We start from the raw sequence: 14378 nt of genomic DNA on the forward strand, positions 1-14378 counted from the left end.
GTGTACACGCCCGAGGACCTGCAGCAGGTCCAGGACGAGATCAACGGCCGCCCCCGGCAGACGCTACGCTGGCGCACGCCAACCGAAGCGTTCACCGAGCTTGTCGCATCGGCCGCCTGAAACCGCCTGGATCGAATGCGTGTGACATTCGGCCGCGGCGATCCTGCGGCGCTCAGGACATCGACGGTTCCTGCGACGGCAGGGTGAACACACAACTCTCCCCGGCCCCGAGTTCGCACACCTGGCCGTCGAGACCCACCCGGACGGGGCCGTGGAACCCTTCGGGCTGAGCGAGCACCGTCAACTCGTTGCCGACGATGCGCACCCGCAGTGGCGTGCCCCGGAACCGGATCGAGAAGGACACGCCGTCGAGCCGGTCCACCAGCCGGGGCCGGAACAGCAGCACGCCCTTGTAGACCCGGGCCCCGACGAAGCTGCTCTGGAGCAGGTCCAGCGTGCCGGACATGACCCCCATGTGGATGCCTTCCTTGGTGGTTCCGCCCTGTATGTCACTGACGTCGCTCTCGAGAGCCACCATGAAGCGCTCCCACGAACTGGGCGGGTGGATGTCGGCGAGCACGCCGGCGAACGTGACGTGGCTGAGCGTCGACCCGTGCGAGGTCCGTTGGTCGTAGTACTCGATGGTGCGCCGGGCCAGTTCCTGGTCGTACGGATAACCCAGCCGCTCGAACGTCGCGTGCAACTCGTCGTCGTCGAACAGGAAGAACAGCATCACCGTGTCGGCCTGCTTGGCCATCTTGAACCGGTTCGGATCCTCGCCCTCCGCCCGGAGGATGCGATCGAGCCGCTGGATGTTGGGGTAGGCGGCACGGTAGTGCTCCCAATCGAGCTCCTCGAGCTCGTCGTAGCCCTCGAACTGGCTGATGACCCCCTCGTGGAAGGGCACGAACATCCGCCGGCTCATGTCGTCCCACGTGTGCAGCTCCTCGTCGGTCACCGCGAGCTGGGCGAGCAGGGCGCTGCGGCGGCTGGCCGAGAGCGAGTCGAGCACCGCCGGCACCGTCGCCATGATCCAGGCCACCATGACGTTGGTGTAGGCGTTGTTGCGCAGTCCGTCCTCGGACGCGCCGGGATGGCGCTCGTGGAACTCGTCCGGCCCCATCACACCGTGGATCTCGTAGCGTTCGCGCTCTGGGTTGAAGTGGGCGGTCGACGCCCAGAATCGGGCGATCTCGAGCATGAGCTCGGCGCCGTAGTCGGCCAGGAACTCCGTGTCGTCGGTCGCCTGCAGGAAGCGCCACACGTTGTAGAAGATCGCCGCGTTGACGTGCCGCTGATTGCGGCTGAGGTCTGGATCCCACTGTCCGGAAAGGGGATTGAGATGGACGGCCTGGGTCTCCTCGGTGCCGTCGCTGCCGCTCTGCCAGGGGAACATCGCACCGCGGTACCCGGCCTCCTCGGCCGCGGCCTGGGCCTCCGACAACCGTCGGTACCGGTAGAGCAGCAGGCTCCGGGTCACCTCCGGCATCCGCAGGTTCAGGAAGGGGTAGATGTACATCTCGTCCCAGAACACGTGCCCCCGGTAGGCCTCCCCGTTGAGGCCCCGCGCCGGCACCCCGACGTCGTGCCGCGCCGTGTGCCGGGAACAGACCTGCAGCACGTGCGCCACGTGGAGCCGCAGCAGCAGGTGGGCGCGCGGCTCGCTGGGCAGCCGGACGTCGCAGATGTCCCACAGCTCGTCCCACGCCGCCTCGTGCTCGGCGTACGCGGCGGCGAAGTCGGGGTACCGCAGCACGTGCCGGCCGGACGCGGCCAGCGCCTCGGTGATCGCATTGTCCCGGGAGGTGAACAACGAGACCATCTTCTCCACGCGTGTCGGCCGGCCCTCCTCGACATCGAAGCAGAGCACCTGCTGGATGTAGTCCTCCATCTGGTACAGCGAGCGGTCCACCTCCACGGGTCCGTCGTCGTAACCTTCCCCGCGGAAGACCCGGGTGCGTGCGGCCTCGGCGACGTAGATGTCGGACTGGCGGGTCTGCACCCGCAGGGCGATCGTCTCGGTGCCGAACGTGCGCGGGGACACCGGATCCAGATGGCGGCCTTCGAGCTGCCGGTAGCGGGCGACGATCTGGTTCGTGACGCGACCGTCCAGCGCGGAGACCACCTCGATCTGCCCCGACCAGTTCTCCGGGACGAGCGTCCACTCGATCCCGGCCTGGTGGCTGTGGGCCATGCTCACGAAGCGGCGGCTCCGCAGCGTCGTCTCCCGCCCGAAGCGGTCCCGGAACCGCAGCTCGCGCATCACCGTGGCGAGCCGGATGTCGTAGGTGTGCCGGTAGGACAGCACGTCGACGTTGTCGAGCCGGACCGCGTCCTGGCCCTCGATGCGCAGCTTGAGGACGAGCCAGTTGGACACGTTGACCAGGTCCTCGTTGAGCACCGGGCGTCCGCCCATGATCGTGGTCTCGCGGTTGTAGATCCCGTGCACATAGGTGCCGGGATAGTGGATGGGGCTCATGTCCTCCCACTCGGCGGTGCCGCGCGTGCAGAAGTAGCCGTTCCCGGTGGAGGTCAGCGCCTCCCGCAGTCCCTCCGACGCGCTGTCGAACCGGTCGTAGTCGAGTTCGAACTTCGGCTCCTGCACGACGTTCCCTCCCGGACTCCCGTGGCGTGGTCCGCGGTCACCGCGCCAGTGCGGTCAGAAAGCGCTCCACCTCGTCGACGGAGGAGAGCACGAACTCGGCGGCCGTGGTCCGGCCTGCCATCTCCGGATCGTCCGCCCGGCCGACGAGGATGCCGATCCCACGTCCGCGCAGCGCCCGGAAGGCGTCCTCGTCGGTGATGTCGTCGCCCAGGTACACCGGTACGGTGTCGGCGGAGTCGAGGTCGAGCACCTCGATCAGGTACAGCACGGCTCGGCCCTTGTCCCAGTCGACGGCGGGCGCGAGCTCGTACACCATCTTCCCCGGGGTGACCTTCAGCTCGCCGCGGTACTCGGCGAGCAGCCCCTGCACGACCGTCGCGATCCGGTTCCGGTCGGCGGGTTCGGCGAGCCGGTAGTGCACGGCGACCGACGCCCGTTTGGGCTCCACCAGCGCCCCGGGGATCGCCCCGATCTCGGTGCGGAGCCGGTCGGTCACCGCCGCGACGAGGTCCGCGAACCGGGCGACGCGGTCGTCGGAGACGGAGCCGCGTTGCGGGGTCCAGATGTCGAAGCCGTGGCTGCCGGCCACCACCAGGTCGTCGATACCCATCAGCTGCTGCACCACCGCCCGGTCCCGGCCGGTGACGACGCATACCGGGCAGCGTGACGCGAGTTCCCGGACCACGGTGCGCATGCCGTCCGAGATCACCGCGTCCTCCGGTCGCGGCACGATCGGAGTGAGTACTCCGTCGTAGTCCAGGAACACCGCCGGCCGGCACTCCGCCAGCCGACGGGTCAGGCTTTCGTTCCCCAGCGCGCGAGGCAGATCGCGGACCGAAGTTTCCTCCATCATCGGGGCACCCCCTGTGGCGCGGCGGACGCCGCGCCTGCGGCACGGCCACGGTCTACCCTTCCACTGTAGGACCGTGTCGTGGGACGAGGGGGGTATCCGTCCGCACCCGCGGTACGGGTGTGGGCACTACGACGGCCCGCGGGTTCGTAGACTTCAGCCATGACGTCCGGCGCAATGTTCGACCCCGCCGACGTGCAGCGCGCCGTTGCGGCACTGCACACGCCGGACATCGACCGGTGGGCCCACCGCTTCGAACTGTTGTCCGACGTGAACCGGCTGCGCTTGTTGCTGTGCCTGCACCACGCGCCGGGCATCTGTGTCACGGACCTTGCCGCAGCCCTGGAGATGACCGGCACCGCGGTGTCCCACGCGCTGCGCCTGCTGCGCAACCAGGGCTGGGTGGCTGCGGAGCGTGAGGGTCGTATGGTGCGGTACCGCCTCGTGGACGAGACGGTCCACGAGTTGCTGCATTCGATCGGCGCGACCCACCAGCACGCCGGGCACACGCACCCGGACCGTGACCACGCCGCCCCGGAGAACGGAAGCATCTGATTCCGCGTCCCCGGGGCGGGCCCGCGGCCTATCGTGAAGACGAGCCCGTGAGGTGGGCGGAGTGGGGCCGCGATGCATGAATTGTCGATCGCGCAGAGCGTGGTGGATGCGGTGTGCGAGCACGCCGGCGACCGTCGCGTGCACAGTGTGCGCGTCGCGGTGGGAGCGCTGTGTGCCGTGATCCCCGACTCGATGCTGTTCTGCTTCGAACTGGTCACGGTGGGCACCGTCGCGGAAGGTGCACGGTTGGACATCGAGACGCCCGCCGGTGTCGGGCACTGTCGGGGCTGCGGGTCCGAGTTCGCATTGTTCGATCCGATTCTGTTGTGCTCCTGTGGAAGTGCCGATGTCGAAGTGCGGTCGGGCCGCGAGCTTCGCATCGTGTCGATGGAGGTGAGCTGAAGCGATGTGTGCCACCTGTGGCTGTGACGACGAGGCGGGGCCGCGGATCACGGTGCCGCCCGCGCACGACCTTCCCCACGGCGCCGAGCGCGGCCACGAGCACGGCCACGAGCACGGCCACGAGCACGGCCACGGCCACGAGCACGACCGTGCGCCCGTGCAGACCGAGACCGTCACTCTCGAACAGCAGGTGCTCGCGAAGAACGACCTGCTCGCCGAGCGTACGCGAGGGTGGCTCGCGGGTCGCGGCGTGACGGCGATCAACGTGATGAGTTCGCCGGGGGCCGGCAAGACCACCCTGCTCGAACGAACGATCCGTGAGCTGTCCGGCTCCGCGCCGATCGCGGTGATCGAGGGCGACCAGGAGACCCTGCTCGATGCCGAGCGCATCCGCTCGACGGGATGCGCCGCGGTGCAGGTCAATACCGGTGCCGGATGCCATCTCGACGCGCAGATGATGCACGACGCGCTCACCGCCCTGGATCCGGCTCCGGGAACGCTGTTGTTCGTGGAGAACGTGGGGAATCTGGTGTGCCCGGCCCTCTTCGATCTGGGGGAGCAGGCCAAGGTGGTGCTCATCTCGACGCCGGAGGGAACGGACAAACCGCTCAAGTATCCGCACATCTTCGCGGTCGCCGATCTCGTCGTCGTCAACAAGGTCGACCTGCTGCCGTATGTCGACTTCGAACTCGAAACCTGTGTCCGCCACGCCGGATCGGTCAACCCCGGCGTGGAGGTGCTCGCGGTGTCGGCCACCACGGGGGAGGGCATGGAGGCGTGGTACCGCTGGATCGCCGACCGCCGGTCGGGACGATCATGATTCGTTGACATCCCTCCGGAACGGGGCGTTAATAGAGAAAGCGCCGCGCAAGTGGGCCGAGGGTCGACTCCTGCGGCGCAGGAGCGTGGGGCGCTCCGGAAGGTGGTCGGCATGCCCACACCCGAGGCCCAGGCGGCCGAAGAGGACTTGATCCACGTGTTGTGGATCAACGCCGGGCTCAGTTGCGACGGCGATTCCGTGGCTCTCACCGCCGCCACGCAACCCAGTGTGGAAGAGATTGCACTCGGCGCGCTGCCGGGGCTGCCGAAGGTCGCGGTGCATTGGCCGCTGATCGATTTCGAATGCGGCCCCCAGGGTGGTGCGGACGACTTCCTCGAATGGTTCCGCAAGGCGGACCGCGGCGAGCTCGAGCCGTTCGTACTGGTGGTCGAGGGTTCGATCCCCAACGAGAAGCTGCACGACGAGGGGTACTGGTCCGGCTTCGGCAACAACGAAGAGACCGGGCAACCGATCACCACCAGCGAGTGGCTCGACCGGCTGGCGCCGAAGGCCACGGCGATCGTCGCGGCGGGCACCTGCGCCACGTACGGCGGCATTCACGCCATGGCCGGTAACCCGACCGGCGCGATGGGCGTGCCCGACTACCTGGGCTGGGAATGGAAGTCGAAGGCGGGTATCCCGATCGTGTGCGTGCCGGGATGCCCCATCCAGCCGGACAACCTGTCCGAGACGCTGACCTACCTGCTGTACCAGGCGACGAATCAGGCGCCGATGATCCCGCTGGACGAGGCACTGCGGCCGCAGTGGCTGTTCGGCATCACCGTCCACGAGGGCTGCGATCGCGCCGGGTACTACGAGCAGGGCGACTTCGCCACCGAGTACGGCTCCCCGAAGTGCATCGTGAAGATCGGCTGCTGGGGGCCGGTTGTCAAATGCAATGTCCCCAAACGTGGTTGGATGAACGGAATCGGCGGATGCCCCAACGTGGGGGGTATCTGCATCGGCTGCACGATGCCCGGCTTCCCGGACAAGTTCATGCCGTTCATGGACGAGCCGCCCGGGGGGAAGCTCTCGACGCGGGCGGTCGGCGTGTACGGCTCGGCCGTGCGGCAGCTGCGGAGCCTGACGAAGAGCACATTGGACAAGGAGCCGACCTGGCGTACGCCCGGTACGGAACTCACCACCGGCGCGACCCGTACCTGGTAGTCCCGCCCCGAGAGAGGCAGCCCGATGACAGCCACCGTCCCCGATCCCGCCGCCGGCAGCAACCTGGTGGAGATGGCGTGGGATCCGATCACCAGAATCGTGGGCAGTCTGGGTATCTACACGAAGATCGACTTCGCGAACCGCGAAGTGGCCGAATGTCACAGCACCTCGTCGATCTTCCGTGGCTACTCGCTGTTCATGAAGGGCAAGGACCCGCGCGACGCGCATTTCATCACCAGCCGCATCTGCGGTATCTGCGGGGACAACCACGCCACCTGTTCCTGTTATGCGCAGAACATGGCGTACGGCGCCAGGCCGCCGCACCTCGGTGAGTGGATCGTCAACCTCGGTGAGGCCGCGGAATACATGTTCGACCACAACATCTTCCAGGAGAACCTGGTGGGGGTCGACTACTGCGAGAAGATGGTCTCCGAGACCAATCCGGGGGTGCTGGCGAAGGCCGAGAACACCCGGGCCCCCCGGGCGGACCAGCACGGCTACCGCACGATCGCGGACATCATGCGCTCGCTCAACCCGTTCACCGGCGAGTTCTACCGCGAGGCACTGCACGTGAGCCGCTCGACCCGGGAGATGTTCTGTCTCATGGAGGGTCGCCACGTGCACCCGTCCACCCTGTACCCGGGCGGTGTCGGCACGGTCGCCACGATCCAGCTGATGACCGACTACCTGACCCGGCTCATGCGCTACGTCGAGTTCATGAAGAAGGTCGTGCCCATGCACGACGACCTGTTCGACTTCTTCTACGAGGCGCTGCCGGGGTACGAGAAGGTGGGGCTGCGGCGCACCCTGCTCGGGTGCTGGGGTTCGTTCCAGGACCCGGAGACGTGCAACTTCGCCTACCGGGACATGGAGGACTGGGGCCGGAAGATGTTCGTCACCCCGGGGGTGGTCGTCGACGGCAAGCTGGTGACGACCTCGCTGGTGGACATCAACCTGGGCCTGCGCATTCTGCTCGGCTCCTCGTACTACGAGGACTGGACGGATCAGGAGATGTTCGTGAAGACCGATCCGCTGGGCAATCCGGTGGACCGTCGCCATCCCTGGAACCAGCACACCAATCCGAGACCACAGAAACGCGATCTCGAGGACAAGTACAGCTGGGTGATGTCGCCCCGCTGGTTCGACGGCACCGACTACCTGGCCCTCGACACCGGAGGCGGGCCGCTGGCCCGGTTGTGGTCGACGGCGCTGGCCGGGCTCGTCGACATCGGCTACGTCAAGTCCACCGGGTCGAGCGTGCAGATCAACCTCCCCAAGACCGCGCTGAAGGGGCCGGTGACGTTGGAGTGGAAGATCCCGCAGCACGGCAGCAACACCCTCGAACGCAACCGGGCCCGCACCTACTTCCAGGCCTACGCCGCCGCGTGCGCCCTGCACTTCGCCGAGAAGGCGCTGGTGGAGATCCGGGCCGGCCGCACCAAGACCTGGGAACCGTTCGAGGTCCCCGACGAGGGCATCGGCTGCGGGTTCACCGAGGCGGTGCGCGGCGTTCTCTCGCATCATCTGGTGATCCGCGACGGGAAGATCGCCAACTACCATCCGTATCCGCCGACACCGTGGAACGCCAGCCCGCGCGACAGCTACGGCACACCCGGCCCGTACGAGGATGCGGTGCAGGGGCAGCCGATCTTCGAGGAGAACGACCGCGAGCACTTCAAGGGCATCGACATCATGCGCACCGTGCGCAGTTTCGACCCGTGCCTGCCCTGCGGGGTGCACATGTACCTCGGAGACGGGAAGACCCTCGAGAAACTGCACTCGCCGACCCAGTCGGTCACCGGGGAGTGACGGATGGAGCGATGGCGGGAGTCGGGTGAACGTATCGAGGCACTGCTGGACGCGAGCTCCGCGGCCGGGCCGGCGGCGCGCGAACGGGCCGAGGACCTGGTCCGGGAGGTGATGGGACTCTACGGGGCGGGACTCGCCGGAATCTGCGACGCGCTGGCCCGGTATCCCGGCGCGATGGACGACCTGGCGCGCGACGACCTGGTCGCCAGCCTGCTGCTGATCCACGGGCTGCACCCGCACGACGTGGAGACCCGGGTGCGCACGGCGCTGGACGGGGTGCGCCCGTACCTCGGGTCGCACGGCGGGGACGTCGAGCTGGTCGCGATCCGCGACGACGTGGTCCGGTTGCGTCTGCTCGGCAGCTGCCAGGGATGCCCGTCGTCGGCGGTGACCCTGGAGCTGGCCGTGCAGGACGCGGTGCGGGCGGCGGCGCCGGAGATCACCGAACTCGAGGTCGAGACCGCCGGGTCCACGGGGCAAGGACTCATTCCCGCGGCGGCGCTGTTCACCCGGGTGCATTCCGATGTTCGTGGAACATGGTGTGCGGCGCCGGAACTCGACGAGATCCTGGAAGGTGAGGTCGGCGGCTTCGTCGTCGCCGGACTGCCGGTTCTGGTGTGCCGCGTCGCCGGTGAGCTCCTCGCCTACCGGGACCGGTGCCCGGTCTGCACCCACGCGTTTGCCGGCGCGGCGCTGCACCGGCGGGCCGGGGCCGGGGCGGACGCGGCGGTGCTGCGGTGCCCGACCTGTGCGGCGCACTTCGACGTGCGCGGTGCCGGGGTCCGGCTCGACGCGGGCGACGAACACCTCGAACCGGTGCCGGTGCTGGTGCGGGACGGCGTGCTGTCGGTGGCCGTGCCCGCCGGGGTGGCGTGATGCCGTCCCCCTTCGAGGTCCTGCAGCGTATCGCCGCACCTCGGCCGGCGGGGGAGCGCTGCGAGATGTGCGCCGTGGGCATCGGCGACGGGCACGGGCACGTCGTCGACGTGCAGGCACGCCAGCTGATGTGCGTGTGCCGGGCCTGCTGTCTGCTGTTCACCGATCCCGGGGCGGAACTGCGCTACCGGGCGGTGCCGGAGCGGTACCTGTCCTTCCCGGAGTTCGCGCTCACCCCCGGCGCCTGGGCGAGCCTCGAGATCCCGGTGAACCTGGCGTTCTTCTTCCGGAATTCGACCCTGGGCCGGACCGTCGCGTTCTATCCCGGCCCGGCCGGCGCGACCGAATCGGAGCTGCCGCTCGACGCCTGGGAGGCGCTGTGCGGCGGCAATCCGTCGCTCGTGCCCCCGCTGCCGGACGTCGAGGCGCTGCTCGTGCGGGTTCCGCGACGGGGCGCCGCAGACTGTCATCTGGTGCCCATCGACGCCTGCTACGCGCTGGTCGGCCGGCTGCGACGGGTCTGGCGCGGCTTCGACGGCGGCACCGATGCCCGTGCCGAGCTCGACGCCTTCTTCGCGGAGGTCGCCCGGCGGAGCCGTCCCGTCCCGGCGAGGGGGCAGGCGTGACCGCCCTGGACTTCACGGTCGTCGACATCGCTCCCGAACCGTATGCCGCCACCCCGAGCCTCTCGGCGCGCCTCCGGATCCGGGAAACCACGGGTGCGCCGGTGCACAGCGTGGCGCTGCGCTGCCAGGTGCGCCTGGAACCGGCCCGCCGACGCTACGGTCCGGACGCCGAGGCCGCCCTGGGAGACCTGTTCGGCACCCGCGACCGGTGGGGCAGCACCCTCTCCTCGTTCGCGTGGTTGCAGACGTCCACGATGGTGCCGGGCTTCGCCGGCGAGTGCGAGACGGCACTGCCGCTGCCGTGCACGTACGACTTCGAGGTCGCGGCCGCCCGGTATCTGCACGCCCTCGACGACGGCGCGGTGCCGCTGCTGCTGCTGTTCAGCGGGACGGTGTTCGGCCGCGGCGGCGGCGGGGTGGCTGTCGAGCCGGTGCCGTGGGACCGCGAGGCCCGCTACGACCTGCCGGTCTCGGTGTGGCACGAGATGATCCGCAGCCACTTCCCCGGCACCGGGTTCGCCCGCATGGGGCACGACACGCTGGCCGCGCTGACCCGGTACAAGGTGGCGCACGGGCACACCGATCTCGACGCGGCGGTCACCGAACTGCTCGCCGCGGCCGAGGCGAGGCCGGCCGCGGCGACCGGCGCGGGGGAGGCGGCGTCGTGACCGTGCAGGGACAGGCTGATCGGGTGCGAGCGGTGGCCGACGCTGTGCTGTACGAGGGCTACCTGTTGTACCCGTACCGGGCCAGTTCCCGTAAGAACCACTCCCGCTGGCAGTTCGGTGTGCTCGGCCCGCCCGGCGCCGCCGCTGCGGGGATCGGCGAGGAGCCGGCGCTGGCCACGCAGTGCGTGCTGCGCCCACTGCGCGCCGACGCCACGATCGACGTGGTCGTGCGGTTCCTGCAACTGCAGACCCGCACGGTGCAGCGCCGCGACGGCGACGACTACGTCACCGTGGCCGAACTGACCGTCGCGGGCCGCTCGTGGATCGGGTGGGACGAGGCCGTGGAATGCGAGATTCCCCTCGGGCCGCTGCCGGTCATCGAACTCGCCGTCCCGCGTACGGTTCCGGTCGCCGTTCCCGGCGGTGCGGACATCGAACTGCTCACCGCCGCGGACGGTGCCGTCACCGGCCGGGTGGTACGCACGCGGTGGCCGGTGCACGCCGTCGTTCGTGTGGAGCGGGGCCCGTCCGCCGGAACCGGTGCGGCGATGCGCCTGGATCTCACCGTCGAGAACACCGGCGACGCACCCGTGGACGCCGCCGACGCGCTGCGACGGTCGCTGATCGGGGCGCATCTGATCCTCGCCGCCCGCGGCGGGCGGTTCGTCTCGCTGCTCGAGCCGCCCGCCGACGTCGCCGACCTCGCGGACGAGTGCGCACACACCCGGTGTTTCCCGGTCCTCGCCGGCGACGCCGACCCCGCCACACCCGGCGAGTCCGCCACGCTGCTGGTGTCCCCGATCATCCTGTACGACCATCCGCAGGTCGCCGAGCAGAGCGGCGGGGACCTGTTCGACGCCACCGAGATCGACGAGATCCTCACCCTGCGGGTCCTGACCCTGACCGACGAGGAGAAGGCCGAGGCGCGGGCCACCGACCCCCGGGCCGCGCAGATCGTCGAACGCTGCGAGACGATGACCCCCGCCGAGATGCAGGCCCTGCACGGCATCCTGCGGGACCCGCACCGCGAGGGCGGGCTGATTCCAGAATTGCCCGACGGCGTCGACTGGTGGACCCCCGAGGCGGACACCAGCGTCCGGCCCGAGACGGACGGGGTGCTGATCGGCGGGATCCGGGTCGCGCAGGGCAGCCTGGTGCGGCTGCACCCGTCGCGCCGGGCCGACGCGCAGGACCTGTTCTTCCGGGACCGGGTGGCGCGCGTGGCCACCGTGCACGCCGACGTCGACGGCGAGACCCACGTCGGGGTCGTCCTCGTCGACGATCCGGCCGCGGACCTGCACGACTGGTACGGGCGCTACCTGTACTTCGCGCCCGACGAACTCGAGCCGCTCGGGAGGAAAGAGGAGCCATGAGATTCATCGGAATGCTGGCCACCGCGGCACTGGCCGCCGCGGTGATCGGCGGGGTGGTCGTGACGGTGCAGTCGCTGCCGGACATCCAGCGGTACCTGCGGATGCGCAGGATGTGACGTGGTGCGGATCCTGGTGGCGGGCATCGGCAACATCTTCCTCGGCGACGACGGCTTCGGCCCCGAGGTGGTGCGGCGGATCCCGGCCGACACACCCGGAACCCGGGTGGTGGACTACGGGATCCGCGGCATGCACCTGGCCTACGACCTGCTCGACGGGTGGGACGCGCTCGTGCTCGTCGACGCCGTCCCCGGCGCCGGCGTGCCGGGCGCCGTGCGGGTCTTCGAAGCCGACACCGCCACGCGGGGACCGGCGGGAATCGACGCGCACGCCATGGACCCGGCCGCGGTGTTCGCGAGCCTCGAGGCGCTCGGCGGGCAGGCGCCCCCCACCGTGGTGGTGGGCTGCCAGGTGGCGGCGGTCGAGGAGGGCCTCGGGCTGTCCCCGGCGGTCGCCGCGGCCGTCGGCCCGGCCGTCGATGCCGTCCGGCGCACCGTGCGCCGCCTGCGTGCGCAGGCGCCGCCGGCGGGAGCCGCGGTCGCCGGGGACGAGGGCTGAGCGGTGTGCCTCGGCATCCCGGGACGGGTGATCCGGCGGCTCGACGGCTACGCCGGGCAGCTCGCCCTCGTCGACGTGGCCGGCGAGGAGCGCAAGGTGAACGTCGGCATGCTCGACGACCCGGACCTCGCGCCCGGCGACTGGATCGTCATCCACATGGGCTTCGCGATGGATCGGGTCGACGAGGCCGGCGCGCGGCGCGCGATGGAAGGGCTCGAACTGATGGGACGGCCCCGGGACGAACCGGGAGCGGCGCCGTGAACCCCGTGGCCGAGCGACGGCGCCTGGTGGTGCGTGGCGTGGTGCAGGGCGTCGGCTTCCGGCCGTTCGTCGCCGGGCTGGCCCGCGAGTTGCGCCTGGGCGGGTACTGCGGCAACGACGACTCCGGGGTGTTCCTCGAGATCGAGGGTGCCGCCGCGGATCTGGACGAGTTCACCCGCCGCCTGCGCGACGACGCACCGCCGCTGGCCGTGCTCGTCGACGTGGCCGCCGCCCCGCGAATGCCGCGCGGCGAGGACGACTTCCGCATCGTCGAGAGTCACCACGCGGACGGGGCGCGCACCCTGGTCCCGCCGGACGTGGCGACGTGCGCCGACTGCCTGCGCGAGCTGAACGATCCCGCCGACCGGCGCTACCGGCATCCCTTCGTCAACTGCACCCACTGCGGGCCCCGCTACACGGTGATCACGGACCTGCCGTACGACCGGCCGGCGACGACCATGGCCCGGTTCCCCCTGTGCCCGAGTTGCGCCCGCGAGTACACCGATCCCACGGACCGCCGCTACCACGCCCAGCCGATCTGCTGCCCGGACTGCGGGCCGCGGATCTTCGCCGTACGCGACGGCCGCCGGATCGACGGAGACGCGGAGGTGCTGGCCACGGTGCAGGCGGCGCTCGCCGCCGGGGACATCGTGGCGGTCAAGGGACTCGGCGGCTTCCATCTCGTGTGCGATGCCACGAACCCCACCGCGGTGAACCGGCTGCGGGAGCGGAAACACCGGCCGGACAAGCCGTTCGCCGTGATGGCGCCGGACGTCGCGGCCGTCGCCGCGGTGTGCCTGCTGTCCGCGGCCGGGCAGGCCGTGCTCACCGCGCCGGCCCGGCCGATCGTGTTGCTGCGGGCCCGTCCCGGCGCGGCCGTCGCCGACGCGGTCGCACCCGGACTCGACGAGCTCGGGGTGATGCTGCCGTACACGCCGCTGCACCACCTGTTGTTCGCGCCGGTGCCCGGGCACGGGAACGATGTGCCGCGGCTGCTGGTGGCGACGTCGGGAAACCTGTCCGGTGAGCCTCTCTGCTTCCGCAACGACGATGCCCTGGCCCGGCTCGGCGGCATCGCCGATCTGTTCCTGATGCACGACCGGGACATCGCGGTGCCGTGCGAGGACTCGGTGGTCGCGGTCGCCGACGGCGTGGAACTGCCGCTGCGGCGCTCACGGGGATTTGCGCCGATGCCGGTGCTGCTCGGCGGCGCGGCGCCGGTGGTCCTCGCGGTCGGCGCCGAGGTGAAGAACACCTTCTGCCTGACCCGGCAGGACTACGCCTTCTGTTCGGCGCATCTCGGGGACATGGGCACGGTGGAGAGCCGGCGCGCCTTCGAGGCGTCGGTCGCGCAGCTGACCGCCCTGCACCGCGTCACCCCCGAGGTGGTGGTGGCCGACGCGCATCCCGGCTACGCGACCCGGGAGTGGGCCGAACGCTACTGCGAGGACCACGACGTCGAGCTGCGCGCAGTGCAACACCACCACGCGCACGTCGCGTCCCTGCTCGCCGAGCATGGCCGGCTCGGTACCCCCGTGCTGGGGATCGCGTTCGACGGCACCGGATACGGCTGCGACCGCACCGTCTGGGGCGGGGAGCTGCTGCTGGTGGGAACGGATCCCTGCGACGCCCGGCGCGCCGGGCACCTGCGGTCGTTCCCGCTGCCCGGCGGCGACGTCGCCGTGCGCACCCCGGCCCGGGTCGCGCTGGCCGTGCTGCGGCAGGTCCTCGATCTCCTCGATGCCGGCCTC

Annotated in this window: 15 protein-coding genes and 1 pseudogene; 14 read left to right on the forward strand and 2 right to left on the reverse strand. The window is 70.3% G+C overall.

Features of this window, described 5'->3' with window-relative positions; all coding sequences use genetic code 11:
- Positions 1-120, forward strand: a pseudogene (locus AIIKEEIJ_RS34260) (IS30 family transposase); the annotation flags it as partial.
- Between the two features lie 52 nt (positions 121-172).
- Here AIIKEEIJ_RS34260 and AIIKEEIJ_RS05085 read toward each other — a convergent pair.
- Both AIIKEEIJ_RS05085 and otsB read right to left on the reverse strand, forming a co-directional pair.
- Entirely contained in the window at positions 173-2605 is a 2433-nt protein-coding gene (locus AIIKEEIJ_RS05085) for a glycosyl hydrolase family 65 protein (RefSeq protein ID WP_161995086.1), read from the reverse strand.
- Positions 2606-2642: 37 nt separating this feature from the next.
- Entirely contained in the window at positions 2643-3455 is an 813-nt protein-coding gene (otsB, locus tag AIIKEEIJ_RS05090; protein ID WP_050034495.1) for a trehalose-phosphatase, read from the reverse strand.
- A gap of 177 nt (positions 3456-3632) precedes the next feature.
- On the opposite strand from otsB, the gene AIIKEEIJ_RS05095 reads away from it, so the two are divergent.
- From AIIKEEIJ_RS05095 to hypF, 13 genes are all read left to right on the forward strand, one after another.
- On the forward strand, positions 3633-4010 hold the full coding sequence (locus tag AIIKEEIJ_RS05095; protein ID WP_006942001.1) for an ArsR/SmtB family transcription factor: 378 nt from the start codon (positions 3633-3635) through the stop codon (positions 4008-4010).
- Between the two features lie 72 nt (positions 4011-4082).
- On the forward strand, positions 4083-4412 hold the full coding sequence (locus AIIKEEIJ_RS05100) for a hydrogenase maturation nickel metallochaperone HypA/HybF (protein ID WP_161995087.1): 330 nt from the start codon (positions 4083-4085) through the stop codon (positions 4410-4412).
- 4 nt (positions 4413-4416) lie between these two features.
- The gene (gene hypB, locus AIIKEEIJ_RS05105; RefSeq protein WP_161995088.1) at positions 4417-5232 is read left to right on the forward strand and encodes a hydrogenase nickel incorporation protein HypB; all 816 of its coding nucleotides are present in this window, start codon (positions 4417-4419) and stop codon (positions 5230-5232) included.
- A 111-nt stretch (positions 5233-5343) separates the two neighbouring features.
- Positions 5344-6399 (forward strand): hydrogenase expression protein HypE, encoded by a 1056-nt coding sequence (locus tag AIIKEEIJ_RS05110; RefSeq protein ID WP_161995089.1) that lies wholly within the window; start codon positions 5344-5346, stop codon positions 6397-6399.
- A 24-nt stretch (positions 6400-6423) separates the two neighbouring features.
- Positions 6424-8208 carry a nickel-dependent hydrogenase large subunit gene (locus AIIKEEIJ_RS05115; protein ID WP_029547181.1) on the forward strand — a complete coding sequence of 595 codons (1785 nt, stop codon included), beginning with the start codon at positions 6424-6426 and terminating at the stop codon, positions 8206-8208.
- 3 nt (positions 8209-8211) lie between these two features.
- Positions 8212-9084 (forward strand): NifU family protein, encoded by an 873-nt coding sequence (locus AIIKEEIJ_RS05120; protein ID WP_161995090.1) that lies wholly within the window; start codon positions 8212-8214, stop codon positions 9082-9084.
- Positions 9084-9710: a DUF5947 family protein gene (locus tag AIIKEEIJ_RS05125; RefSeq protein ID WP_029547183.1), complete on the forward strand. Its 627-nt coding sequence runs from the start codon at positions 9084-9086 to the stop codon at positions 9708-9710. The genes AIIKEEIJ_RS05120 and AIIKEEIJ_RS05125 overlap by 1 nt, the downstream gene beginning before the upstream one ends.
- Positions 9707-10378, forward strand: a complete 672-nt coding sequence (locus AIIKEEIJ_RS05130) for a DUF6084 family protein (RefSeq protein ID WP_006941981.1) — start codon at positions 9707-9709, stop codon at positions 10376-10378. Before AIIKEEIJ_RS05125 ends, AIIKEEIJ_RS05130 begins: the two co-directional genes overlap by 4 nt.
- Positions 10375-11751, forward strand: a complete 1377-nt coding sequence (locus AIIKEEIJ_RS05135) for a hypothetical protein (RefSeq protein WP_161995091.1) — start codon at positions 10375-10377, stop codon at positions 11749-11751. The genes AIIKEEIJ_RS05130 and AIIKEEIJ_RS05135 overlap by 4 nt, the downstream gene beginning before the upstream one ends.
- Entirely contained in the window at positions 11748-11867 is a 120-nt protein-coding gene (locus AIIKEEIJ_RS34265; protein WP_006941977.1) for a DUF6893 family small protein, read from the forward strand. The genes AIIKEEIJ_RS05135 and AIIKEEIJ_RS34265 overlap by 4 nt, the downstream gene beginning before the upstream one ends.
- A 1-nt stretch (position 11868) precedes the next feature.
- A complete protein-coding gene (locus AIIKEEIJ_RS05140; RefSeq protein WP_161995092.1) occupies positions 11869-12366 on the forward strand; it encodes a hydrogenase maturation protease in 498 nt (165 codons plus the stop codon).
- Between the two features lie 3 nt (positions 12367-12369).
- On the forward strand, positions 12370-12627 hold the full coding sequence (locus AIIKEEIJ_RS05145; RefSeq protein WP_006941975.1) for a HypC/HybG/HupF family hydrogenase formation chaperone: 258 nt from the start codon (positions 12370-12372) through the stop codon (positions 12625-12627).
- A partial coding sequence (gene hypF, locus AIIKEEIJ_RS05150) for a carbamoyltransferase HypF (protein WP_161995093.1) occupies positions 12624-14378 on the forward strand: 1755 nt, incomplete at its 3' end. The genes AIIKEEIJ_RS05145 and hypF, both read left to right, overlap by 4 nt.

Source organism: Rhodococcus sp. YH1, assembly GCF_009939605.1.
Taxonomy (GTDB): domain Bacteria; phylum Actinomycetota; class Actinomycetes; order Mycobacteriales; family Mycobacteriaceae; genus Rhodococcus; species Rhodococcus aetherivorans.